This is a genomic window from Erythrobacter aurantius (assembly GCF_023823125.1).
GTDB lineage: Bacteria > Pseudomonadota > Alphaproteobacteria > Sphingomonadales > Sphingomonadaceae > Erythrobacter > Erythrobacter aurantius.
This window is the reverse complement of record NZ_CP090949.1, coordinates 2,707,785-2,732,806: the sequence shown is the minus strand read 5'-3', so window position 1 is coordinate 2,732,806 and position 25,022 is coordinate 2,707,785. Positions and strand designations below refer to the sequence as shown.

Genomic DNA, 25,022 nt, shown 5'->3' with positions numbered 1-25,022 from the left:
TTTCCCTCCCACCTTCACGTGGTGAGTTGGGGAAGGCGCAAACTTCCTAGCCGTGCATTTCGGCATATTCCGGGCCGGTTTCCAGATTCCCGACGACTGTCACTCCATGCCCGCCACCGAAGGCGGTGCCGCCATCGTACCAGACGCAGAAGTGCCCGCCCGGTTCAAAGCCGATCCCGTCAATTCTGATACGCGTGATCAGATCGTCCGGCGTGATCGTTTCTTCCGCATCAGCCGTCCATTCCTGCGCCAGCTCGAACAGGTCGCGGCGGATGCATTCTTCGATCCGCGTTTGCCAGCCCGGCTGGTCGGCCCAGAATATACGCGCCCCCAACGCCACCGCGGCGACCTCTTCGGTGTAGTCTGTGCGCTCGCCCCAGCCCCCGTTCAGGGAGACCGCTACTTCAGCATTGCCCCAGATACGGCGCGTCTCGAAACTGCCCGCTTCCCGCCAGAATTTGAAGGTTCCCAGAACCTCGTCTTCGAACAGGATCGGGGTCTTTTCGTCCTGCTTGTCGAGCTTGCGGCGACGCAATTCATAGGCAATGTCTTGGCCCAGATCGATCAGATCGCCGATGCCCGGAATGCGATGAATCCAGCTCAAGGTTTCCCGCCCATCTTCTTGTATCGGGTCTTTCCGTACCGCGTCTTGCGCGTGCCCGGCTTGCCTTCGTTGCTGCGTCCGACGATCGTGGCCTTCTTCGCGCCGTCGGGTAATCCCAGTTCGTCGTTCTCCAGCCGCCGGATTTCGTCGCGCAAGCGTCCGGCTTCCTCGAATTCGAGGTTCGCCGCCGCTTCACGCATCCGCTTTTCGAGGTCTTCGATGTAGCTGCGCAGATTGTGGCCGACGAGGTTGTTGACCCCTTCCTCGATCTCCACCGTCACACCGTCCTGTGCGGCGGAATGCGCGACGATATCGTGGATGTTGCGCTTGATGGTCTGCGGGGTGATGCCGTGCTCTTCGTTATAGGCCTGCTGCTTGGCGCGGCGACGGTCGGTTTCGGCCATGGCGCGTTCCATGCTGCCGGTGATGCGATCGGCATAAAGGATCACGCGCCCGTCAACGTTGCGCGCCGCGCGCCCGATGGTCTGCACCAGTGATGTTTCGGAACGCAGGAAGCCTTCCTTGTCCGCGTCGAGAATGCAGACAAGACCGCATTCGGGGATGTCGAGCCCTTCGCGCAGCAGGTTGATCCCCACCAGCACGTCATAAACACCCATGCGCAGATCGCGGATCAATTCGATGCGTTCCAGCGTCTCGACATCGGAGTGCATGTAGCGCACCCGGACACCCGCCTCGTGCATGAATTCGGTCAGGTCTTCGGCCATGCGCTTGGTCAGCGTGGTGACAAGTGTGCGATACCCCTTCTTCGCGGTCGCCTTGCATTCCTCGATGCAATCCTGAACCTGATCTTCGACCGGGCGGATTTCGACCGGCGGATCGATCAGGCCGGTCGGGCGAATGACCTGTTCGGCAAAGACGCCGCCGGTCTGTTCCATTTCCCAGTTTCCTGGAGTCGCCGAGACGCAGAATGTCTGCGGGCGCATCGCGTCCCATTCGTTGAACCGCAGCGGGCGGTTGTCGATGCAGGACGGCAGTCGGAAACCGTATTCGGCCAGCGTCAGCTTGCGGCGATGGTCCCCGCGCGCCATCGCCCCGATCTGCGGCACCGTCTGGTGGCTTTCATCGACGAACAGCAGCGCGTTTTCGGGCAGGTATTCGAACAGGGTCGGCGGCGGTTCACCAGGTAGACGTCCGGTGAGAAAGCGCGAATAATTCTCGATCCCGTTGCAGCTGCCGGTGGCCGCGATCATCTCGAGGTCGAAGTGGGTGCGCTGTTCCAATCGCTGGTGTTCAAGCAGCTTGCCCTCTGCCTCCAGTTCCTTGAGCCGTTCGGCCATTTCGAATTTGATCGCCTCGCTCGCCTGTTTCATCGTCGGGCCGGGGGTGACATAGTGCGAATTTGCATAGACCCGCACCTTGTCCAGCTTGGCCCCGGTCTTGCCAGTCAGCGGATCGAATTCGGCAATCTCTTCAATCTCGTCGCCAAAGAAGCTGATGCGCCATGCCATGTCTTCATAGTGGCTGGGAAACAGTTCCAGATTGTCTCCGCGCACCCGGAAACATCCGCGCGCGAACGCGGCATCGTTGCGCTTGTATTGCAGCGCGACGAGCTTGCGGATCAGTTCGCGCTGGTCGACGACCTCGTCCTTCTTGATGTCGAACACCATCGCCGAATAGGTTTCGACCGAGCCGATACCGTAAAGGCACGAAACCGAGGCGACGATGATGACGTCATCGCGTTCAAGCAGCGCGCGGGTGGCCGAATGGCGCATCCGGTCAATCGCCTCGTTCACGCTCGACTCCTTCTCGATATAGGTGTCTGAGCGCGGCACGTAGGCTTCGGGCTGGTAATAGTCGTAGTAGCTGACGAAATACTCGACCGCGTTTTCTGGAAAGAAGCTCTTCATCTCGCCATAAAGCTGCGCGGCGAGGATCTTGTTGGGCGCAAGGATCAGCGCCGGGCGCTGCAATTCCTGGATGACGCTGGCCATGGTGAAGGTCTTGCCCGAACCGGTAACGCCCAGCAGCACCTGTGTCTGCTCGCCATCGCGCGCACCCTGCACCAGTTCGGCAATCGCGGTCGGCTGGTCACCGGCGGGTTCATAGTCCGACACCAGCTTGAATTTCTTGCCCGGCATCGATTTTTCGGGGCGCACTGGGCGGTGCGGGGTGAAATCCTCCCCTGTTTCGGGTTCGTCCAATCCGCGTCTGATCACCAGTTCTGCCATGACTGCGGATATGGTCGGCAAGTTGCGGCTTGTGAAGCACCGATCCCGGCTCTACCGTCAGGCTTTGTGCAATGAGGGAGGGTTTTCAATGAAATATTCAGCGCGCTTCGCGCTTCTGGCGCTCGGTTCGGCCATCGCGCTCGCCGCGTGTGGTGACAACGGAACCGCCGACGCCGATGGAGATGGCACCATCTCTGCCGATGAAATGCGCGACGAAATGGCCCGTGACGGCGCGAACCTGCGTCCCGATCCGGGCAATTACAAAGTTACCATGACCCTTTCCAAAGCCGATATTCCGGGCGCTCCTCCTCAGATGATGGAGATGATGGGGTCGATGATGAACAACACCTTCGAATACTGCCTGACCCCCGAAGAAGCCGAAAAAGGCTTCGAGGAGTCGCTGACCGAGGGGCAGGATGAAAGCTGCAAGATCGAGCAGTTCAACCTTGATGGCGGCAAGATCGAAATGGCGATGTCGTGCAGCCCGGCCGAAGGCGGCGAGATGCGGATGACCATGAATGGCAACGTCAGCCCTACCAAATCCCAGATCAATGTCGTGACCAACGGCAATATTGCCGGAATGGGCAATGCCAATATCGAAATGAGCATGCTTCAGGAGCGCATTGGCGACTGCGAAGGCTGATTGCTGATAAGACCGGATGCCAAAGGGAGCGGGGCGGCTGGGCCGATCCCGCCCTTTTTCATTGCACCGCCAGCGGCTTCACCCGATATTCAGGGCAATGGGCCATAAGAGGGCGTCATGGACCTGCGCGACACAATCCGGGAAAAGTCGAAAGCCGCTCTTGCTGAAAGCGAGATCGCGCGCCGCATCGCGCTCGCCTCTGAAGCCCATCCGGATGAAGAGCAGGGCAAGCCCACCTTGCTGCGCCTTGCCGGGGAGCTGGAACTGCTGATCGAGCCTGCGCGCAGGCTGGTGCGCAAGATCGACATTCCGCAGGCGCAGAACCCGCAGACGATCATCCTGCTGCCCGGTTTCGGTCATGGCCCCAACCGGATGCGCTATATGGCTCAGCAACTCGAAGCCGCCGGACACCGCTGCAAACGCTGGGGTCTCGGGCGCAACTGGGGCGTGGCCGCAGAGGCGATGGAGCGGCTTGAGGCGCGCCTGGTTGACGTGGTCGAACGGTATGAGGAGCCCGTCGCGCTGGTCGGTTGGAGCCTCGGCGGGCTCTATGCGCGCGAACTGGCCAAGCGTCACCCGGTGTGCGTGTCCAAGGTGATCACGATGGGATCGCCCTTTTCCGGAAGCCCGCGCGCGAACAATGTCTGGCGGGTGTATCAGGCCATCACCGGGCACAGCGTCGATGCGCCTCCTATCGAAGCCGATCTGGCCGCAAAGCCTCCGGTCGAAACGATCGCCTTGTGGAGCGCCAATGACGGCGCGATCGGCCCTCGCAGCGCGGCGGGCAAGCCGGGTGAAAGGGACCGGGCGATAGCCCTGCGCTGCACCCATTCGGGGTTCACCTATGCCCCGCAGTCGATCCTGACGGTGCTGAACGAGCTGGACCGCCCGAAGCTCGGGTGAATTCCCTGCTTTTCGGGCGAATTTCTGCCCTTTTCTTTCGCTAACCCTTGGTTATGGTGTCACTTCGCAAGTGCAGCGAAAACAGCGGGGATCAATGGCGGGCGAGCCAATCGAAAAATCAGGCAATTTTGACGAGATGCACGATCCGTCGGGCAACACGCGCCCGGCCTATGCCGATTACTGCGCCTGGTACAAGGAACAGGAACCCGCCTACCTCAAGCGCAAGAATTCCGAAGCCGACGAAAGTTTCCGCCGCACCGGCATCACCTTCAACGTCTATGGCGAGGATGAGGCGGAAGAACGGCTGATCCCGTTTGACATGGTGCCGCGCATCATCACCGCGGCCGAATGGCGCAGACTGACGCGCGGGATCGAACAGCGTGTGCGCGCACTCAACTCCTTCCTGTACGATCTCTATCACCGTCAGGAGATCGTACGCGCCGGGCGACTGCCCGAACGTCTGCTGCGCGACAATGCGGCATGGCTGCCCAACATGGTGGGAATGACGCCGCCGGGCGGCATCTACACCCATATCGTCGGCATCGATCTGGTCCGCACCGGCCCGGACGAATTCTTCGTGCTGGAAGACAACGCCCGCACGCCTTCGGGTGTGTCCTACATGCTCGAAAACCGCGAAACGATGATGGCGATGTTCCCCGACCTGTTCAGCCGGGTCGCGGTGGAGCAGGTATCCAATTATCCGCGCCGCCTTGCCCGCAGCCTTGCTGCCTGCGCTCCGCCGAAGTTCGACGCGGCAGGCGGACGCAAGCCCAATGTCGCGGTGTTGACGCCGGGTATCTACAATTCGGCCTACTTCGAACACGCCTTTCTGGCTGACCAGATGGGGGCCGAACTGGTCGAGGGCAGCGATCTGCGCGTCGTCGGCGGGCGCGTGCAAATGCGCACCACGCGCGGGTTCGAGCCGGTCGATGTGCTCTATCGCCGCGTCGACGACGATTACCTTGATCCGCTGACGTTCGAACCGGACAGCGTGCTGGGTGTGCCGGGCATCATGGATGTCTACCGTTCGGGCGGGATCACCATCGCCAACGCGCCGGGGACGGGCGTTTCCGACGACAAGGCGATCTATTCCTTCATGCCCGAGATCGTCGAATTCTACACCGGCGAAAAGCCGCTGCTGCCCAATGTCCAGACATGGCGCTGCGCCGATCCGGACAGCCTAGCCTATGTGCTCGACAACCTTGACGAATTGGTGGTGAAGGAAGTGCACGGTTCGGGCGGATACGGCATGCTGATCGGCCCGACCGCGACGAAAAAGGAAATCCGCGCCTTCCGCGCCAAGCTGGAGGCCAACCCGCAGAACTACATCGCCCAGCCGACGCTGTCGCTGTCGACCTGTCCGATCTACACGCGGGCCGGGCTGGCTCCGCGCCATGTCGATTTGCGCCCGTTCGTGCTGGTTTCGCCCGAGGGGATCGACATCACCCCCGGCGGGCTGACGCGGGTGGCGCTCAAGAAGGGGTCGCTGGTGGTCAATTCCTCGCAAGGGGGTGGCACCAAGGACACCTGGGTGCTGAAGGACTAGTATGGGGAGCCACACGCCATGCTAGGCCGGACAGCCAACGGATTGTTCTGGATGTTCCGCTATCTCGAAAGGGCGGAAAACACCGGGCGTCTGCTCGATGCAGGGTTGCGCATGGCGCTGACCCGCGATGTCGAGACCGCGCAAGAGGAATGGCGCTCGGTCATTTCCACACTGGGGCTCAAGACCCAGTACGAAGCGGTGCACGATTCCTACGACGGGCAATCGGTTTGGAACTTCGTCCTGCGCGACCGGGCGAACCCTGCCAATGTGCGCGAGATGTTTTCGGCCGTGCGCAACAATGCCCGGCTGGCGCGCACCCAGATTTCGACGCAGGTCTGGGAAGCGGTCAACGAAAACTGGATGAAGCTCGACAAGCTGCTGGCGCGTCCGGTGACGCAATCGGGGCTGGGGCAGGTCGTGACGCGGCTGCGCCGCACCGGCACGCAGGTGCATGGGGCGCTCGACGGGTCGATGCTCCGCAACGAAGGCTATCACTTCGCCCGCGCCGGGACCTTCATCGAACGCGGTGACAGCACGGCACGAATTCTCGACATGAAATATTACCTGCTGTTGCCATCGCTTTCCTATGTCGGGTCCAGCCTCGACACCGGGCAATGGGATCAGGTGCTGCGATCTGTCGCCGGGGCAAGCGCATACAGTTGGCTCAACGCGGGGCAGATCGAGGCACGCGGCATCGTCGAATTCCTGGTGCTGGACGAGCGTTTCCCGCGCAGCCTCGCCTTTTGCCGCAGCGCGCTGCGGGACAATCTCGCGGCGCTGGCTCGCATGCACGGCAGTGAAGGCAGGTGCAACGCGTTGATGCAGGATGCGGACAGGCACATCAGCGATCTGACCGTCGAACGGATTTTCGATCAGGGCCTGCACGAATTCCTGATCGACTTCATGGCGCGCAATTCCGCCATCGCCGAGGCCATCGGCGAAGATTACCGGTTTCTGGCATGAGGCGGACCCAATGAAACTCGCGATCCGTCATACCACGCGTTACGCCTTTTCGACCCCGGTGGTTCACGCGCTGCAACGTCTGCGGCTTACGCCCAAGGAAACGCAGGGTCAGAAAATCCTAAATTGGGAAATGCGCTATGAAAACGCGCATCTCGAACTCGAATATGACGATCAGAATTACAACACGGTCACCTTGATCGGGGTCAATTCCGGGGCCAGTGAGGTGACCGTTACCTGCAGCGGCATGGTGGAGACGCAGGACAATGCGGGCGTGATCGGCCGCCACGCGGGCCATCTGCCGCTGTGGAGCTTCCTCGGCCAGACGAGGCTTACCAAGCCCGGCCCGAAATTGCGGGCGCTCGTGCGCGAGTTGCCAGCGCCAAGCGAAGATGCGCTACTGGATTACCTTCACGCCCTGTCCGCCCGCATTCGCGACGGCGTTACCTATGAAACGGGCAAGACGCAGGTTGGCACCACGGCGGAAGAAGCGGCGGCGAGCGGGCATGGTGTTTGTCAGGACCACGCGCATATCTTCATCGGGGCCGCACGGCTTGCGGGGATACCGGCGCGCTATGTCAGCGGCTATCTGATGATGAACGACCGGATCGAGCAGGAAGCGACCCACGCCTGGGCCGAAGCGCATATCGAAGGGCTGGGCTGGGTCGGGTTCGACATCTCGAACGGGATCAGCCCCGATCCGCGCTATGTCAGGGTGGCGACCGGCAGGGATTATCGCGATGCCGCGCCAGTCACCGGGATCAGCTTCGGCGGCACCGAACAGGTGTTGACGGTTGATGTCGCGGTGGAGCAGCAGCAGGAACAGGAAAGCCAATAGCAATTGTGCTTTCCGCGCTGGTCGGCCCGGTATAGTTGCGCGACCGATCTTCTGGAGATTCTCGAATGACCTATTGCGTTGGAATGGTGCTCGACAAGGGGCTGGTCCTGATGAGCGACACCCGCACCAATTCGGGCGTCGACAACATTTCCGTGTTTCGCAAGATGTTCTCCTGGCAGGTGCCGGGCGACAGGATGATTGCCGTGATGACTGCTGGCAATCTGGCCACGACGCAGGCCGTCATCAGCAAGCTGGAAGAACGCACCAAGGAACCCGATGAGCGGAACAACACGCTGATCAAGGGCAAGACGATGTTCACCGTCGCGACCGAGATCGGACGCCTGCTGCGCGCGACCATCGACGAGGCCCAATCCGCCAATGGCACCAAGGGCAGCGGCCGGTTCACCGCCTCGATCATCCTTGCCGGGCAGATCGCAGGCATGGAGCCGCGCTTGTTCATGATCTACCCCGAAGGCAATTTCATCGAAGCCAGCTGGGACACGCCGTTCTTCCAGATCGGGGAGACCAAGTATGGCCGTCCCATCATCATCCGCGGCTACGATCGCGGGATGAGCTTTGAAGACGCGGTGAAGCTGTTGATGGTTTCGTTCGATTCCACGCTCAAGGCGAACCTTTCGGTGGGTCTCCCGCTGGATCTGCTGGTGATCGGCAAGGATGATTTTGCGCCGACCCACGAGCGCCGCGTGACGCAGGACGATCCCTACTTCAACGAGATATCCTCGACCTGGGGTGATGCCTTGCGCTCGGCGTTCTATTCCTTGCCGGATTATCGTTTCGAAGAACGGTAAAGCGCCCGGCGCCGACACTATCCCTAGAGAGGAATACTTACGGATTTTCTGGTTCGTTTCGGAGGTATTTTTACTAGGGATTTGAATATTTTGCGTGTGTTTTGATCGGGCATCGCTCCATATCGGGTGTAGTGCTGGATGATTTACCGGTTGGTAGCGGTCACCACCGAAATCATGACACGCAAAGCCCAACTCCACTTCATCGATTCAGACTCCCGCCACCGGGCCGAATTGGCGCGGGTCGGGTTTGATCTGGGCCACCATTCCGAAGTTTACGGGGACCTCTCCGAACTCGGGGCCCATCCGCCACGCGAAGGTATCATTATTGCCCGCGACACGCCGGAAGAAGGCGGCATCTCGATGATCCTCGATCGTCTGAGCCGGCTCGGTATCTGGTTGCCGGTGATCGCGGTGGATACTGATCCTGCGCCAAACCGGATCGTCTCCGCGATCAAGGCCGGGGCGCTCGATTACCTGCCTTTGCCACTGGATGCGGAGCGCTTTGATCGGTGCCTGACCAGGATCGAAAAAGAAGCCGAGGTGTTCGGAGAGGCTCGCCGTCGCATGATCGAAGCGCGAGACCGGATTGCCAGCCTTTCCGAGCGTGAACGCGAAGTGCTCGAATGGCTTTCGGAAGGCAGCAGCAACAAGGTCATAGCGCGGGAACTGGAAATCAGCCCGCGCACGGTTGAAATTCACCGAGCCAACATGATGCACAAGCTGGGCGCGCGCCATGCTGCCGAAGCCGTTCGATTGCGGCTGGAGGCCAAGCTGGAGCCCAAGATCGAAGTTCAGTGAATCAGACGGATCGCGTTCAGGCGGCTATGTTCGCCACAGCGCCGATCCCCACCTTTCCTGAGAGGCACCTTACACGATAGCCTCTCGGTGCCCACGCGGCCCCGGTATCGCCCCCGATGCTGGGGCCGCGATACGTCCGGGCGGAAACCGCTCTAACGGCAGAAGCTTGAGCCGGTGCCTTCCAGATGGAAGTGATCTTCGTGTGCGCGATTGTATTCCGGGCCGAGCACCGTGCCAAAGCGCTTGCAAGCGCTGCGATGGACAACACGCAGAAATTCTCGTTCGGCAGCAGTTCCGCCGTTCCAGTCTTCGGTCAGTGTGATCCGGCGACCATCTTCGAGTACAAACCCGGACACGTCGATCGCCTCGGCACTGGCATGGGCTGAACGCCGTGTTGATCCGGCGACATTGCGGCAGGCGTAGCTGCCCATCGTCTCGATCCGGGCAAGCGGGCTGCCAAGTATCTGGCGCGCGGCGCGGTCAACGCCGAAGCGCGCCCAATTGGTGAAGGCGCTGGCGACGCGGCATTGCACCGGGCCGATATTGCTGATTCCGAATTGTGTGTCGTCGCCCGAAAGTGCGGACAATTGCACTGTGCCAAGCTTGTTGCAGCCCGGCCCTGCATAGGTGTCGGGAAGCGGATTGAACCGGGCTCCGGCTGCGCTGAGATCGCTGAGGCATGATGCGTCTTCCGGTCTTGCCGCGAAGCTCTGCGGGGCAGATGCGATGCGTCCTTGCGGAGCGCGGGTGTATTGGGTGCGCTCGCTTGACCCTGCGCTTGCGGTTGCAGGCGCTGGTCCACTGCTCGCGGGTATGACGGAACCACACCCGGCCAGCGCGAGGGCGGCGATAGTGGTGGCAAAGGCCCTGAAAGAAATCCGGACAGTCATGATTAGGGACTAGTACCGAGAATTGGTTAACGGACCGGTAATCGACACGGCAAATCCTTGCCTGATATCGAGCTACGCGATTACCCGTATGTCAGTCGGGCCCTATCGAGGGTGCGATCAGGGTAGTTCGTCAGCAACCTGTTCCCAGAGCTCGATCTTCACCCCGTTGGGATCGAGGATCCAGGCGAATTTGCCGTAACCTTCGTCTGCCGTGTCGAGAACCTCGACATCGCGAGACTTGAGCAATTCGACGAAGCCATCGAGATCGTTCACTCTCAGGTTGATCATGAATCCGCCTTTGCCTGGCTGGATGTACTGATCGTCGGGAAAGTGGCTGATCAGCGAATAGGGATGCTGCCTTGGCTCGTCAGACCATGCCAGTTGCGGCCCATAATCGCCTTCAAGGCCAAGCTTGTCGCGGTACCATGCGCGGGTCGCTTCCGGATCGCCAGCGACGTAGAATACGCCGCCTAGTCCCGTCACCCGCGGAGCGTCATTCTTGCTCATCGTCTTGCTCCTCTTCCCCAGATGCCATGATGACGCAATCAGGGGGACGAGGGAAGGGTAGAGGGATCAGCGGGCGTGCAAGGCGACCTTTTCGATCCAGTCGCGGTCAATCTGCCCTTCAACCCGGGCGACTTCTTCCATGCCTTGGAAGGCAATCAGGGCCGGAGCCTGTCCCACGGAATGTGCCGCAAGGAACTGCGCCTGATTAGCCGGATCCAGCCGGACATAAAGCACATCTGCCGATAGTCCGTGTTCCGACCACTCCTGCATCAGATCTGCCGATATTGTCGCGCCGTCGATCGCGACCACGATGGTTCGTCCCTTTTTCTGGGCCATCATGAATTCGACTTCGTCATAGGCCGTCCAGCCTGTTGGGCCGGCTTGTGCGCTCAGTTGCATTGCTCCGACGACAAGAGCGCCAATGGCGGCGATGATCAGGAACAGGCGGGTCATGGGGCGCTCCGATAGGGCAAGGAAACCGGCGGAATGCCGATCCCTTCCACGCGCAGTTCGCGGGCCGCATCCGAATGGTTACGGATTTTCCGAAATCATTGCGCGGGTTGAGCCGTCGGATTGTTGCCCTCGGTCGCCTTGCTGACGACAACAATTGCGATCCACGCGGCGATGAAGCCGGGCACGATTTCATACAGCCCTTCGCCGCCCATGAAGCTCGAATTCCAGCCCATTGCGATCCAGCCGCCAGCCACCACGGCGCCCGTCACAAGGCCGGCAACCGCGCCTGCACCGGTCATCCCGCGCCAGGTCAGCGCCAGAATGATCAGCGGGCCGAAGGCTGCGCCGAAACCGGCCCACGCGTTGGCCACAAGGCCGAGGACCTGCGAATTGGGATCGCTTGCCATGATGATGGCGGCAACCGCCACCAGCGCAACACAGACGCGTCCGACGTTTACCGCTTCCCGCTCACTGGCGTTCTTGCGCAGGAACAGGCGGTAGAAATCCTCTGTCAGCGAGCTTGAGGACACCAGCAATTGCGACGAAATCGTGCTCATGATCGCGGCCAGCAATGCCGCGAACAGGAACCCGGTTACGGCCGGATGGAACAGCAGTTCGGCAAGCACGATGAAGATCGTCTCCGCGTCCTCTACCACCAGACCATTGCGTTCGGCATAGGCGCGTCCGGCAAGCCCCATTCCGACTGCGCCAAGCAGCGACACTGCCATCCAGGAAAGGCCGTATGTGCGCGCACGGGCGACCTTCTTCACGGTATCGATCGCCATGAAACGCACGATGATGTGCGGCTGGCCGAAATAGCCAAGCCCCCATGTTACCGCGCTGATGAAGCCGAGCAGGGTCAAGCCTTCGGTGAAACTGAGAAAACCGTCCACCGGCACTTCCGCCAGCGATCCGCCCGCCGTGCCTCCCGGTCCAAACATGACCACCAAGGGCATGATGATCAGCGCGATCATCATGATCAGACCTTGCACGAAGTCGGTCAGGCTTACCGCCAGGAATCCGCCGATCATGGTGTAGGCAAGCACGATGCCGGCGGTAATCACGATACCGAGCATGTAATCGCTCATGCCCGTATTCGGCAGCACACCGGCAAAGGCGGTTTCGAACAGCTTTCCTCCGCCGACCAATCCTGCGGCGGTGTAGACCGTGAAGAACACCACGATGACGATCGCGCTGATCACTCTCAGATTGGTGCCCTGATCGGGGAAGCGGTTGGCGAGAAATTGCGGGATTGTCAGCGCGTTACCGTAGCTTTCGGTCTGTTCGCGCAGGCGCGGGGCGACGACGATCCAGTTGACGACTGCGCCCACGAACAGCCCGATCCCGATCCATGCTGCCGAAAGCCCGGTGAGGTACAATGCGCCCGGAAGGCCCAGCAGCAGCCATCCCGACATGTCCGATGCCCCCGCAGAAAGCGCCGCCACGGCTGGCGGGAGGTTTCGTCCGGCTAGCAAGTAACCTTCTGAATCCTCGGTTGATTTCTTCCAGGCGTAAAGCCCGATGCCGAGCATCAGGACGAAATAGGCGGCAAGCGAGGCGAGAGTGGCTGAATTCATGGCAAAGGGCACCAATCAGGTGTTGAAAGGGTCAGAACGGTCGAAATCGTGGCAGATCAGGGACGAACCTGACCGGATCCGTGCACCAGGTATTTGAAGCTGCACAATTGTTCCAACCCCACCGGGCCGCGCGCGTGCATCTTGCCCGTGGCGATGCCGATTTCCGCGCCCATGCCGAATTCGCCGCCGTCGGAGAATTGCGTGGAGGCGTTGTGCATCACCACCGCGCTGTCGATTGCGGTCATAAACCGCCGCGCGGCATCCGCGTCTTCGGTGATGATCGCATCGGTGTGCGCGCTCGAATGATCGGCGACCCAGCCGATGGCCTCGTCCAGACTGTCGACCACCTTCACGCTGGCGATGGGGCCGAGGTATTCGGTGTTCCAGTCCTCCTCGCTTGCGGGGAGGATGGTCGAGGAGATCGCCACCGCACGCGCATCGCCGCGCAATTCGCAATCCGCGCCAAGCGTTTCGACCAGCTTCGGGATGAAGCTTTCGGCGATCGCGCTGTCGATCACCAGGCTTTCGGTCGCGCCGCAAATCCCGGTGCGCCGCAGCTTGGCGTTGCGGATGATTGCTGCGGCCTTGTCGAGGTCGGCGGCTGCATGGACATAGGTGTGGCAGTTGCCATCGAGGTGCAGCAGCGTGGGAACCTTGGCTTCGTCGCGCACCAGCTCTGTCAGACCGCGCCCGCCGCGCGGGATCACCAGATCGATATGATCCACCGCGCGCAGCAATTCGGCTACGGCCTCTCGCGCAGTGGTGCCGACGGTCTGCACCGCATCCTCGGGCAGTCCGGCTGCGGCGAGCCCTGCGCGCATGCAGGCCACAATTTCACGGGTCGAATGGCGGCTTTCCGATCCGCCGCGCAGGATGACCGCATTGCCCGATTTGAGGCACAGTGCGCTCGCATCGGCGCCGACGTTGGGGCGTGATTCATAGATCATGCCGATCACGCCGATGGGCACGGCAACACGTTCGATCTTCAGGCCGTTGGGCCGATCAAAGGTCGCCAGCGCGCGTCCGACGGGATCGGGCAGGGCGGCGATTTCCTCAAGCGCGCAGGCCATGCCTTCGATCCTGGCCTCATCCAGCATCAGCCGGTCGATGAAGGCATCGGGCTTTGACCCGCGCACGCTATCGACGTCTTTGGTATTGGCCTCGATCAGTTGCGCGGTCCGGCTGCGCAGCGCCTTCGCCGCTTCTGTCAGCGCAAGGTTCTTGGCCTCGGTCGAAGCCGCAGCAAGGCGGCGCGTGGCCGCGCGGGCGCGTTCACCCAGTTCGATGATATGCATGGCAGGGTCTTGGCCTTGGTCGTTCATCTTTTCCCTCTTATTCCGAATTGCGAAGGCGCGCTTGTTTTTTCTCAGCGCAGCTCTTCGGCGCGGGCATAGGCTGCCCGCAGTGTGTCGCGGATCAGTCCGCTGAATTGTTCATCGCCATTGAGCGCGGCCAGGCCTGCGGCGGTTGTCCCGCCCTTGCTGGTGACGGAGTTGCGCAATTGCTCCAACGGCTCCCCGGTCTTTTCCGCCATGGCGAGCGTGCCCTGCATCGTGCCAAGCACAATGCGCCGGGCATCCGCCTCGTCAAAGCCCAGTTCCATCGCCGCTTCGACATAGGCGCGTGCCATTTCGAAGACATAGCCCGGACCGGAGCCCGCAACCGCCGTGACCCGATCGAGCGCGTCTTCGCTCTCCACCTCGATCACCGTTCCGGTGCGTTGCATCAGCGCGCGCGCATGATCGAGCCGGGCAGGGGGCACGTCATCGCTGGCGCAGATACCGCTGACCCCGGCGCCGACTGCGGCGGGCAAATTGGGCATCACCCGGATAACCGGTCGCCCCCCGCACGCGCGCTTCAACCGGTCGATCGAGCATCCTGCGGCAATAGACAGCAGCACGCCATCTTCGGCAAAAAAGTCCCGGTAAAGCGGAACGCTTTCGTCGATCTGCTGCGGCTTGATGGCGACGACGACAATGTCGAAGCGGTGTCCTTCGATGGCCTCCACCCCTTTTACAAGCCGGGTTCCTTCGGGCCCGGAATCGAGGAACGGATCAACTATAGTGAAGTCATCGTTCTCATTATTCCAAAAATAGAGGAGTGATCCTCCCATCTTTCCGCAGCCTATCATTAGAATATTCAAATCAAAATCCGTAAAAATCTAAATTGGTAAATTCAAAATGCCCGAGAGAAAAAGTTTACTAGAAACAATATTGCCGAATACATCGATGCGAATTTTGTTACTAGAAATTTGAAATCGGGTGGTTGTGCGATGCACAACGGCTAACTAGATGGTGTTCTGAATTTTTCAAGAGATTTACAGGATTAAGTGTGTCTGAAAACAAGAAACTTGTCGTCAAAGTGGGATCCAGCCTGCTTGCCAACTCCGATTTGCTCACCCCCCGTTTCGGGTTCATGCAAAGGCTGCTGGAAGACATCGCCCGGCTCAAATCCGATGGCTACGATGTGATCCTGTGTTCATCCGGCGCAGTAGCTCTGGGCATGCGGCTGGTCGGGGAGACGCCGGAAACCGCCGGGCTGAGCGACAAGCAGGCCGCCGCAGCTTGCGGCATGCCGCTGTTGCTCAACGCCTACAAGCAAGTCGGCCACGAATTCGGAATGGAGATCGCCCAGATCCTCGTCACGCTCGGTGACTTCGAGGATCACCGCCGCTTCCTCAACACCAAGAACACGCTGCATCGCCTGCTCAAATCATCCATCGTGCCGGTTGTGAACGAAAACGACACGATCACGACCGAGGAAATCCGCGTGGGCGACAACGATCGGCTGGCGGCGAAGATCGCGCAGATGGTCGGCGCGGACGAATTCATCATCCTGACCGGCGTCGACGGCCTCTTCGATCGCGATCCATCTGAAGAAGGCGCCCGGCTGGTTGAGCGGGTCGAGGATGTGAACGAGTATCTCGATGCAGCCAGCGGAGTCAGCAGCCTCGGAACCGGAGGCATGTTCACGAAACTCCAGGCCGCGAACATGGCGCAGAACAGCGGCTGCACCACCTACATCGCCAATGGCGAAGCGGAACGGCCACTGTCATCGATTGTCCGGGGCGAACGACTCTGCACCGTCTGCGTCGCGCACGATAAGCCGATGTCCGGCTGGCGTGCATGGCTGGCGGACCGCTTGCAGATGGCGGGTGCACTGGTGCTGCATGATGCTGCCGCCGCCAAGCTCGGACAGGGAGAGCCGATCACCCGCCTAGACATTGCTTCGCTCGACGGCGATTTCAGCCGTGGCGACGTACTCCACATCTACGATGCGAGCGGCAAGGAGCTGGCCCGAGGGCTCAGCGATTTCTCCGCGGAGGAAACCCGCGTGCTGGTCAACAATCCCGACCTGCCAGCCGATCAGCTGCTTGGGTTCCAGACCGATGCAGAGCTGATCCGGCCGAACAATCTGGTGCTGGTGGATGACCGGCACATCCCCTGGGATGCGCCGGAATCCGCTCTGGTGGCCTGATGCCGGCCATCGGGCTGATCAAGCCTTGGCGCGCTTGGCTTTCTTGCGCTCGTGCGGGCACAGCAGGGTCTTGCGCAGGCGGATGCTCTTGGGCGTCACTTCGACCATTTCATCATCGTCGATATAGGCGATTGCCTGCTCAAGGCTCATCCGGCGCGGCGGGGTGAGGCGGATTGCGTCATCCTTGCCGCTTGAACGGATGTTGGTGAGTTGCTTGGCCTTGAGTGGGTTCACTTCGAGATCGTCGGGCTTGGCGTTTTCGCCGATGATCATGCCTTCATAGACCTTCATCTGCGGGCCGATGAACAGCTCGCCGCGCTCTTCGAGCGAATTGAGCGCATAGGCCACGCTTTCCCCGTCGCCGTTGGAGATGAGGACGCCGTTGATGCGGCCTTCGATCGGGCCCTTGTAGGGGCCGTATTTCTCGAACAGGCGGTTCATGATGCCGGTGCCGCGCGTGTCGGACAGGAATTCGCCGTGGTATCCGATCAGGCCGCGCGACGGGGCGGAGAAGGTGATGCGGGTCTTGCCCTGGCCTGACGGGCGCATTTCGGTGAGGTCGGCCTTGCGGCGCTGCATTTTCTCGACAACCGTACCCGAATGTTCGTCATCCACATCGATGACGACCGTTTCGTAAGGCTCGGTACGCTGACCGTTTTCTTCGCGGAACAGCACCTTGGGACGGCTGATGCCGAGTTCGAAACCTTCGCGGCGCATCGTTTCGATCAGCACGCCCAGCTGCAATTCGCCGCGCCCGGCGACTTCGTAGGCGTCCTTGTCCTCGGCCTCGGTCACGCGGATCGCAACGTTGGTTTCCGCCTCACGCAGCAGACGGTCGCGGATCATGCGGCTAGTCACCTTGTCGCCTTCGCGCCCGGCCAGCGGGCTGTCGTTGACGCTGAAGCGCATCGCCAGCGTCGGCGGGTCAATCGGCTGCGCGGCAATCGGTTCTTTGACGCTTGGATCGCAGATGGTGTTGGCGACGGTCGCCTTTTCAAGCCCGGCAAGCGCGATGATATCGCCCGCCTGCGCGCTTTCGACCGGCACACGCTCAAGGCCGCGGAAAGACATCAGCTTGGTCGCGCGGCCGACCTCGACGACCTTGCCGTCGCGGTCGATCGCGTGGATCGGATCGTTGAGTTTGACGCGGCCCGATTGCACCCGGCCCGTCAGTACGCGGCCCATGAAATTGTCGCGGTCGAGCAGCGTTGCTAGGAAGCTGAACTTCGCCTCGGTATCGAGGCCCGGGGGCGGAACGTGGTCGACGATCAGCTTGAACAGCGGCTGGAGATCGCCTGAACGCGCGGTTTCGTCATTGCTGGCATAGCCATCGCGGCCCGAGGCCCAAAGCGAGGGGAAGTCGAGCTGTTCGTCGGTCGCGTCCAGCGATGCGAACAGGTCGAACACCTCGTCCAGCACTTCTTGCGGGCGGCCATCGGGGCGGTCGATCTTGTTGACGACGACAATCGGGCGCAGGCCCAGCGCCAGCGCCTTGCCGGTCACGAATTTGGTTTGCGGCATCGCGCCTTCGGCGCTGTCGACCAGCAGGATGACCCCGTCGACCATGCTCAGGATGCGCTCCACTTCCGCGCCGAAGTCGGCGTGGCCGGGGGTGTCGACGATGTTGATCCGGGTGACTTCGCCATCCGGGCCTTCCCATTCGACACTGGTGCATTTCGCAAGGATGGTGATCCCGCGTTCCTTTTCGAGATCGCCCGAATCCATCGCGCGTTCCTCGATCCGCTGGTTCTCGCGGAAAGTGCCCGATTGGCGGAACAATTGGTCAACCAGGGTGGTCTTTCCGTGGTCAACGTGAGCGATAATGGCGACATTCCGCAGCGAAGTGGGCGCTTTTGACATGAGGCGGTATTTTTCCGTCAGGGCCGAATTGCCGCAGGCAATCCGGGAAATGGGGCGTGGTGATTACGCGGAGTGGGTGCATTCACGGTGCAACCGCAGCAAAACCATCGACGCTACGGAAAGCTTTCGGCGTCGCAGGGATGTGTTGCATTGCACCATGGGTGAAATCGTTGGCGCGCCTAGCGCACAGTGCGCCGCGCGGCAAGCTTTGACGCGCCCCGAGGGGGATCACAAACCTGCTTTTGGTGTGACGGTGCTGCAACAATGCGCCGGAGTCCCTCGCAAAACCGGGGTTTTGCCGCTTGTCGGTGATGCAACACTCGCCTATCACAACCGTCAATCGAAGCCGCGTGCGAATGCATCTGGGGATGCGCAAGACTTCCGGCGGTGGTCGATGGAATTGAGGAGAGGACATACCATGCGTTTCAATGCTTCCGGCCGTGCCGGATCGTATCGCTTCACCCTGCTTGCAGGCGCCGCCGTTTTCGCGGTGACTGCTCCTTCCGTTGCTGTTGCACAGGACATGGAAGAAGACACCGGGCTCGAAGCGCCGGAAAACAGCAACCAGATCATCGTCACCGCGTCGAAGCGCGAGCAGACGCTTCAGGAAACTCCGATCTCGGTCTCGGTGACCAGCGGCGAAACGCTTGAAGCTGCGCAGATTCGCGACGTGCTCGACCTGCAATCGGTCACTCCGTCGCTGCGCGTCAGCCAGTTGCAGACCGCTTCTGCGTCCACCTTCATCATTCGCGGTTTCGGTAACGGCGACAACAACTTCGGGATCGAGCCGTCCGTCGGCGTGTTTATCGACGGCGTGTTTCGTTCGCGTTCTGCGGGCGCCCTGTCCGACCTTCCCAACGTCCAGCGCATCGAAGTTCTTAACGGTCCGCAATCGACGCTGTTCGGCAAGAACGCGTCTGCTGGCGTTATCTCGGTTGTCACGCGCGAGCCGCAGTTTGAATTCGGCGGCAAGGTCGAGGCAACTTACGGCAACTTCAACGCTGTCACCCTGCAGGGCGACGTCACCGGCCCGCTCAGCGATAACATCGCGTTCTCGATCGATGGCAGCTACAACCGCCGCGATGGCTACGGCTACATCGTCAACCTCGACGAAGAGATCAACGATCGCAACCGCTGGTCTACGCGTGGTCAGCTTCTGATCGAACCGACTCCCGATCTCAAGATCCGCGCAATTGCCGATTATTCGGAAATCAACGAAGTATGCTGCACCGTCGGCAATCTGGTGGCCGGCCCGACCGCGCCGGGTATTGCGGCCGTTGGCGGCCAGCTTCCGACCGACTTCTTCTCGCGCGACGTGTTCCTGAACTTCGTCCCGTCCAATGACGTCAAGAACTACGGCGGGTCGGTTCAGGTCGATTGGGCCACGGGCCCGATTTCGGTGACTTCGATCACCGCGTATCGTGAACTGAAGAACGAGTTCCTGACGGACATCGACTTCTCCAGCGCCGATATCGCTACGGAAACACGTGCGCAGGACGTCGAGACCTTCACTCAGGAACTGCGGATCGCGTCCGACTTTGACGGTCCGATCAACTTCCTGGTGGGGGCGTACTATTTCGACGAGACCATCAGTCAGGACAGCGCGATCCAGAACGGCAGCCAGATCCGCAACTTCTTCGAGATCTTGGCAGGTCAGAATCCGGTGGCTGTGCTCACGGGTCAGCCGACCCTGTTCAACCAGCTCGAGCAGTCCTTCGGGTTCCCGCAGGAATCTATCTTCAACACGCCGTTGCTGACCAGTGAAACCTTTGCGATGGAAAACACCGCTTGGTCGGTTTTCGGTACGATCGATTTCGAGCCTGCGGATGGTCTCGTCTTCACTGTCGGCGGTAACTACACCGATGACAGCAAGGACTTTGCCCTCAGCCAGACGAGCTTTGACCCGCTGGCGCAGGTCAACTTCGTCGATGCTTTCATCGTCCAGGCGACCGGAGGTGCGGTGACCAACCGTGCCGCGTTCCAGGCGCTCCCGGCAGCCAACCAGCAGGCACTGCTGGCTGCGGCGACCAATCCGGCGATCAACCCGCTGCTGGGCTTGGCAGGGTTCCAGTTCCAGCCGCCGTTCCTCGCGCTTCCGAACGCGGTTGAGCCGGGTCGGACAAATGACGACAAGTTCACCTATCTGCTGCGCGCCGCGTATCAGATCTCGAACGAAGTCAACATTTACGCAAGCTATGCAACCGGCTTCAAGGCAAGCTCGATCAACCTGTCGCGCGATAGCCGCCCGGCGAACACCGACTTCCTCGCTGGTCCGGGTGGGTCGACCTTCGCTGCACCGTCGTCGCCGATCATCGACGCCGGGCTAGCGGTGCCCAACCTCGCGTCGGGGTCGCGCTTTGCCGGTCCGGAAGAGACAGAGGTCTACGAAATCGGCATCAAGGCACAGTGGCCGGGCTTTGGCTTCAACCTTGCGCTGTTCGACCAGACCATCGACGGGTTCCAGAGCTTTGCCTTCACCGGCACCGGTTTTGCCCTGCGCAATGCAGGCAGCCAGTCGGTCAAGGGCTTTGAATTCGATGCCACGATCGTGCCGACCGATGGCCTCGTCCTGACCTTCGCAGCGACCCACCTTGATCCGCTGTTCGACAGCTTCCCGGGAAGCGTGCTGGGCGATCTCACCGGCGTTCGTCCGGCGGGCATCCCTTCTTGGGCGATCGCCACTTCGGCGACGTACAACCATGAATTCGACAGCGGCATGGAGCTGCTGACCCGTATCGACTACAATCATGAGAGCAACACGGCGATCAACAACGGATTGCCCGCGTTCGGCCCCAACAACTTCCGTCGCGAAGTGAACCAGGTGAACGCTTCAATCACCCTCAAGATGGTCAGCGGGCTGGAAGTTGGCGCCTTCGCGCGTAACCTGCTCGATGACGAATTCATCACCACTGTCTTCGACAGCGTCGCGCAAGCGGGTTCGGTTTCGGGTTACCCCAACCAGCCGCGCACTTACGGCGGTGTCGTTCGCTTCAAGTTCTGATTTCCTTCAGACCTATCGGAACAAGGGGCTCCGCCAGCGATGGCGGGGCCCTTTTTCTTGGACGTTGCATTGTCCGGGTGATTGTGCTGCATTTTCGAACGAGCGCTCATGCTCAATCAAGCGGGGGTCATTCATGCAATATGCCGGTTTCTGGATTCGGGTCGGAGCCTATTTGATCGATTTCGTAATCCTGTTCGTGCTCCAGTTCGTCATCCTGATGATTTTTGGCGAATCTGTCTTCGATACGGGTGATGCAAGCTTCAGCGCCGAAACATCTTCGACATCGCCGATCGTGAATCTGGTGCTCTTTGCCTTGGGTATCGCCTATTTCGCCGGGCTGGAATCTTCCGCCAGGCAGGCCACGCCGGGCAAGATGGCGCTGGGCCTGATCGTAACCGATGTGAACGGGGGACGGATTTCATTCCTTCGCGCCCTAGGACGCTATTTCGCGAAGATCCTGTCCGGCATGATCCTGTTTATCGGCTTCATCATGGTCGGCTTCACTGAGCGCAAGCAGGGTCTGCACGATATCCTTGCCAGTACACTTGTGGTGAAGGGGCAGCCCGGAATGGTGGGTGTCGATCCGGATGTCTTTGCCTGATCGGCGCTAGACTTCCCTGAGCGCTTGGGCCGGTTTCGCCCGCAACAGCGGCAGCGAACCGCCCAGCGCAAAGGCCAGCACCATCACAAGCCCGACACCCAGCACGCTCAGCACCATGCCCCAATCGGGCAGCCAGTCGAATTCGAACAGCCGGGTGATGATCACCCAGGCGAGCGCCGACCCGAGGCCCAGCGCCACCAGCGCGAGCGAAGCGGCAATCAGACCATATTCCGCAAGTTGCAGCCCGAGTATCTGGCGGCGGCTTGCGCCAAGGACGCGCAGCACCACCGTATCGTATGTGCGCGCGGCACGTGCTGCAGCGATTGCTCCCATCAGCACCGCCAGACCGGCCAGCACCGCCACAGCGGCAGCAGCCAACGTCGCAAGGCCCACCTGTTCGAGCAGTGTGCGCGCCTGAACCAGCACTTCACCCACTTCGACAACCGAGCTTGACGGATATTCACGCACCAGCGCGCGCAGCAGCTCGCCGCGATCCTTGATATCGGCGGATTCGGGCAGATCGATCGTTGCCGATAGCTTGTGCGGGGCATCGGCAATCGCATTGCGCGAGAACACCAGAGTGAAGTTGAAACCCATCGTTTCCCAGTCGATTTCGCGCAGGTTCGCGATCCGGACACCGCGCTCGGTTCCGAGGATGCCGATGGTCAGCATGTCGCCGGGCTTCAGCCCGACCGCGTCGGCGAATTGCTTGTCTATCGAAACCAGCGGCTCGCCATTGTGGAACGGGCTCCACCATTCACCGTCGACCACACGGCTGCCTTCGGGCGCGGTGTCGGAATAGGTGATGCCGCGCTCGCCGCGCAGCGCCCACGCGCCTTCGGGAATTTCCTCCAGATCCGCCACGCGTTGCATGGCGCCTTCGGGGCCATAGGCTAGGATCGCGCCGCGCATGGTCGGAACGGTGCGCAATTGTGCATCGGGGAAGGGGGTTTGCACTAGTTCGTAAAAGCGCGCTTCGCCTTCGGGAGGCAGGTCGATGACGACATAATCGGGTGCCTCGCGCGGGACGCGGGTCTGGATGTTGCCGTCAATCGCGCTCTGGATGGCAGCAAGCAGAACGAAAGCGGCAAGCCCGAACCCGAGCGCGGTAACCAGCGCCGATGTGGGAGCGCCGGGCCGGTGAATGTTGGCAAGCGCGGACCGGAGCAACGGATTTGAGGGGCGGGGAAGCTTGCGCGCGCCCCATTGCAGCAGCAGCCCCAGCCCCGCGAGCAAAGCCAGCGCGCCGCTCGCCCCGATCAGGAATCCTCCCGAAAGCAGCGGCTGTGCTGTTGTCAGCAATGCCAGCGTACAAATTGCGAAAATGCCAATACCGGTTGCGATCAATGCCCGCTTGTCGCGGGCAAGCGGCACGATCCTGCTCCGCATCAGCGCCATCGCGGGGAAGCTGCGGGCCCGCAGCAGGGGCGCGGCGGCAAAGGCAAAAGCCACCAGCAAGCCATAGGCGCCCGCGAGCAGCAAAGGAGCAGGCTCGATCACGAAGCCGCTCTCAACCGGCAGGAGCCCTTCGAGCGCGGCACTCAGGAGCGGTGTGACGAGAACGCCCGTTGCAAGGCCCAGCACGCTCCCTGCAAGGGCCGCGACGGCGATCTGCAAGGCGTAGATGCGCACGATATCTCGCGAGGATGCACCCAGCACCTTGAGCGTGGCGATGCTGGCGCGTCTCTGGTCAAGATAGGAGGATACCCCGCCTGCAATGCCGATCCCCGCGATCACCAGCGCGGCAAGTCCGACCAGCGTCAGGAAATCGCTCATCTGGCGGACGAACCGGTCTGCGCCGGGTGAGGCGCGGTCACGGGTGCGGAAATCAAAGCCGGAATTGGGGAATGCCTCGGTCAGTTCCTCTTCCACCGCTTCCGGGTCGGCCGAGGCATTGTCGAAGGCGATGCGATACTTGCTCTGGTAAAGCGAGCCGGGCTGCACCAGCCCGGCGGCCGCGGGCACGCTGCGGGCGACAAGCACTGTCGGTCCGAGCTGGAAACCTTCGGAAAGGCGATCGGGCTCGTTGCCGATCACACCGGCTGCGCGCAGTGTCATGGTGCCGACGCGGAATTCATCGCCGACCTGAATGTCGAGCCGGTCCAGCGCGCCTTGCGCCAGATAAGCGTCATTGGCGGTCGGGGCGGCGGCTTCGCTGCCATCGGCGAGCGTGAAGCTGCCGAACAGCGGCCACTTGTCATCAATCGCCTTCAGCTCGACGGGGGCGGCAGCATCGTCGGTGCTGGCTATCGCCTGCATCCGGTAACCGCCCGAAACCTCGCCATATTCGCCCAGCGCGCTCAGTTCTTCTTCGGTCAGGTCGCGCTGCCAGACTTCAACCTCCAGATCGCCGCCCAGAAGCTCGCGGCCGGATGATTGCAATTCGCGCTCGATCGATGCGGTCAGCGTGCCGATTGCAGCCAGCGCCGCAGTGCCCAGAAAGATACAGACTAGCAGCAGCCGCAAACCGCGAAAGCGCGCATTGAGGTCGCGCCGGGCGATGTTCCATGCCGCACCCCAGGACAGCCCTTGGTCCAACGCTTGCGTGCTCACTCGGCGCCCTCGGCAGCAGCTTGGGGGGCGGTGCTCCGCGTGTCAGAGACTATCACGCCATCGGCCATCGTCAGCACCCGTTCGCACTTTTCGGCGAGCTTGGGATCGTGCGTGATGATGAGCAGCGTCGCGCCGGTTTCGTCGCGACGGCCGAACAGCAGTTCGACAATCTCCTTGCCGGTGCTCACGTCGAGATTGCCCGTCGGCTCATCGGCGAAGATCAACTGCGGTCGCGGGGCGATGGCTCGGGCTATCGCCACTCGCTGTTGTTCACCACCGGAAAGCTGGGTGGGATAGTGGCCGATGCGATGGCCAAGGCCCACCGCTTCGAGTTCGGCGGCGGCACGCGAGGTCGCGTCCTTGCTGCCCGCAAGTTCCATCGGAGTGGCGACATTCTCCACTGCCGTCATTGTCGGCAGCAGATGGAAAGACTGCAGTACGATCCCGATCCGGCCGCGACGCGCGGCTGCAAGGCCGTCCTCGTCGAGGTTCGAGAAATCCTGCCCGGCAACCGTCAGGCTGCCGCCTGTCGCCCGTTCAAGGCCGGACAGCACTGCCATCAGCGAGCTTTTTCCCGAGCCCGATGGGCCCAGCAGGGCCACAACTTCGCCATGTGCGATATCGAGATCGATCCCGCGCAGGATATCGACCGGCGCGTCGCTGCTGCCGAGCGTGAGGGTGAGATTGCGGGCCGAGATCGCGAAATCGACAGCCGAAGCGGAGGAGGGGGTTGAAGGCTTTGTCACTCAAACCAGATGGGCTAGGGGTGGGTTTCAAACAAGTACGAATTGGAAAGGTTCGCAGATCGCTATG

The 25,022-nt window shown here is 61.3% G+C and carries 21 protein-coding genes; 10 read left to right on the top strand and 11 right to left on the bottom strand.

Going from position 1 to position 25,022, the window contains the following annotated elements; all coding sequences use genetic code 11:
* Window positions 1-46: 46 nt before the first annotated feature.
* Both L1K66_RS13195 and uvrB read right to left on the bottom strand, forming a co-directional pair.
* Window positions 47-604, bottom strand: a complete 558-nt coding sequence (locus tag L1K66_RS13195; RefSeq protein WP_252258275.1) for a DUF2262 domain-containing protein — start codon at window positions 602-604, stop codon at window positions 47-49.
* Window positions 601-2,793, bottom strand: coding sequence for an excinuclease ABC subunit UvrB (gene uvrB, locus L1K66_RS13190; protein ID WP_252260512.1), 2,193 nt, complete (start codon window positions 2,791-2,793; stop codon window positions 601-603). Before uvrB ends, L1K66_RS13195 begins: the two co-directional genes overlap by 4 nt.
* Window positions 2,794-2,881: 88 nt before the next feature.
* Between uvrB and L1K66_RS13185 the strand changes: the two genes are divergently transcribed.
* The 7 genes from L1K66_RS13185 (at window position 2,882) to L1K66_RS13155 (ending at window position 9,290) form a co-directional block, all read left to right on the top strand.
* On the top strand, window positions 2,882-3,436 hold the full coding sequence (locus L1K66_RS13185; RefSeq protein WP_252258274.1) for a DUF3617 domain-containing protein: 555 nt from the start codon (window positions 2,882-2,884) through the stop codon (window positions 3,434-3,436).
* A gap of 117 nt (window positions 3,437-3,553) precedes the next feature.
* The gene (locus L1K66_RS13180; RefSeq protein ID WP_252258273.1) at window positions 3,554-4,339 is read left to right on the top strand and encodes an esterase/lipase family protein; all 786 of its coding nucleotides are present in this window, start codon (window positions 3,554-3,556) and stop codon (window positions 4,337-4,339) included.
* Window positions 4,340-4,433: 94 nt separating this feature from the next.
* The gene (locus L1K66_RS13175) at window positions 4,434-5,885 is read left to right on the top strand and encodes a circularly permuted type 2 ATP-grasp protein (protein WP_034954953.1); all 1,452 of its coding nucleotides are present in this window, start codon (window positions 4,434-4,436) and stop codon (window positions 5,883-5,885) included.
* An 18-nt stretch (window positions 5,886-5,903) separates the two neighbouring features.
* Window positions 5,904-6,848 (top strand): alpha-E domain-containing protein, encoded by a 945-nt coding sequence (locus L1K66_RS13170; protein ID WP_252258272.1) that lies wholly within the window; start codon window positions 5,904-5,906, stop codon window positions 6,846-6,848.
* Window positions 6,849-6,858: 10 nt separating this feature from the next.
* A complete protein-coding gene (locus L1K66_RS13165; protein ID WP_034954950.1) occupies window positions 6,859-7,683 on the top strand; it encodes a transglutaminase family protein in 825 nt (274 codons plus the stop codon).
* A 65-nt stretch (window positions 7,684-7,748) separates the two neighbouring features.
* Window positions 7,749-8,492 carry a peptidase gene (locus tag L1K66_RS13160; RefSeq protein ID WP_034954948.1) on the top strand — a complete coding sequence of 248 codons (744 nt, stop codon included), beginning with the start codon at window positions 7,749-7,751 and terminating at the stop codon, window positions 8,490-8,492.
* A 174-nt stretch (window positions 8,493-8,666) separates the two neighbouring features.
* Window positions 8,667-9,290, top strand: coding sequence for a response regulator transcription factor (locus L1K66_RS13155; RefSeq protein ID WP_034954990.1), 624 nt, complete (start codon window positions 8,667-8,669; stop codon window positions 9,288-9,290).
* Window positions 9,291-9,442: 152 nt separating this feature from the next.
* On the opposite strand, the gene L1K66_RS13150 is transcribed toward L1K66_RS13155, so the two are convergent.
* From L1K66_RS13150 to proC, 6 genes are all read right to left on the bottom strand, one after another.
* Window positions 9,443-10,180, bottom strand: coding sequence for an extensin-like domain-containing protein (locus tag L1K66_RS13150; protein ID WP_034954947.1), 738 nt, complete (start codon window positions 10,178-10,180; stop codon window positions 9,443-9,445).
* A gap of 117 nt (window positions 10,181-10,297) precedes the next feature.
* Window positions 10,298-10,687: a VOC family protein gene (locus L1K66_RS13145; protein WP_252258271.1), complete on the bottom strand. Its 390-nt coding sequence runs from the start codon at window positions 10,685-10,687 to the stop codon at window positions 10,298-10,300.
* A gap of 66 nt (window positions 10,688-10,753) precedes the next feature.
* Complete coding sequence (locus L1K66_RS13140) at window positions 10,754-11,140, bottom strand: hypothetical protein (protein ID WP_252258270.1); 387 nt, start codon at window positions 11,138-11,140, stop codon at window positions 10,754-10,756.
* Window positions 11,141-11,235: 95 nt separating this feature from the next.
* Entirely contained in the window at window positions 11,236-12,717 is a 1,482-nt protein-coding gene (putP, locus tag L1K66_RS13135) for a sodium/proline symporter PutP (RefSeq protein ID WP_252258269.1), read from the bottom strand.
* A gap of 56 nt (window positions 12,718-12,773) precedes the next feature.
* On the bottom strand, window positions 12,774-14,039 hold the full coding sequence (locus L1K66_RS13130) for a glutamate-5-semialdehyde dehydrogenase (protein ID WP_252258268.1): 1,266 nt from the start codon (window positions 14,037-14,039) through the stop codon (window positions 12,774-12,776).
* Between the two features lie 44 nt (window positions 14,040-14,083).
* Window positions 14,084-14,848, bottom strand: a complete 765-nt coding sequence (gene proC / locus L1K66_RS13125; RefSeq protein ID WP_256471505.1) for a pyrroline-5-carboxylate reductase — start codon at window positions 14,846-14,848, stop codon at window positions 14,084-14,086.
* 200 nt (window positions 14,849-15,048) lie between these two features.
* Here proC and proB point away from each other — a divergent pair, with 200 nt between their 5' ends.
* The gene (gene proB, locus L1K66_RS13120; RefSeq protein ID WP_252258266.1) at window positions 15,049-16,194 is read left to right on the top strand and encodes a glutamate 5-kinase; all 1,146 of its coding nucleotides are present in this window, start codon (window positions 15,049-15,051) and stop codon (window positions 16,192-16,194) included.
* An 18-nt stretch (window positions 16,195-16,212) separates the two neighbouring features.
* Here the strand turns inward: proB and typA are convergent, their stop codons facing one another.
* On the bottom strand, window positions 16,213-18,054 hold the full coding sequence (typA, locus tag L1K66_RS13115) for a translational GTPase TypA (protein WP_252258265.1): 1,842 nt from the start codon (window positions 18,052-18,054) through the stop codon (window positions 16,213-16,215).
* Window positions 18,055-18,472: 418 nt separating this feature from the next.
* Between typA and L1K66_RS13110 the strand changes: the two genes are divergently transcribed.
* Entirely contained in the window at window positions 18,473-21,055 is a 2,583-nt protein-coding gene (locus L1K66_RS13110) for a TonB-dependent receptor (protein ID WP_252258264.1), read from the top strand.
* Window positions 21,056-21,188: 133 nt separating this feature from the next.
* On the top strand, window positions 21,189-21,656 hold the full coding sequence (locus L1K66_RS13105) for an RDD family protein (protein ID WP_252258263.1): 468 nt from the start codon (window positions 21,189-21,191) through the stop codon (window positions 21,654-21,656).
* Window positions 21,657-21,662: 6 nt separating this feature from the next.
* Here the strand turns inward: L1K66_RS13105 and L1K66_RS13100 are convergent, their stop codons facing one another.
* A complete protein-coding gene (locus L1K66_RS13100) occupies window positions 21,663-24,209 on the bottom strand; it encodes an ABC transporter permease (RefSeq protein ID WP_252258262.1) in 2,547 nt (848 codons plus the stop codon).
* Window positions 24,206-24,955 (bottom strand): ABC transporter ATP-binding protein, encoded by a 750-nt coding sequence (locus L1K66_RS13095; RefSeq protein WP_252258261.1) that lies wholly within the window; start codon window positions 24,953-24,955, stop codon window positions 24,206-24,208. Before L1K66_RS13095 ends, L1K66_RS13100 begins: the two co-directional genes overlap by 4 nt.
* Window positions 24,956-25,022 lie beyond the last annotated feature (67 nt).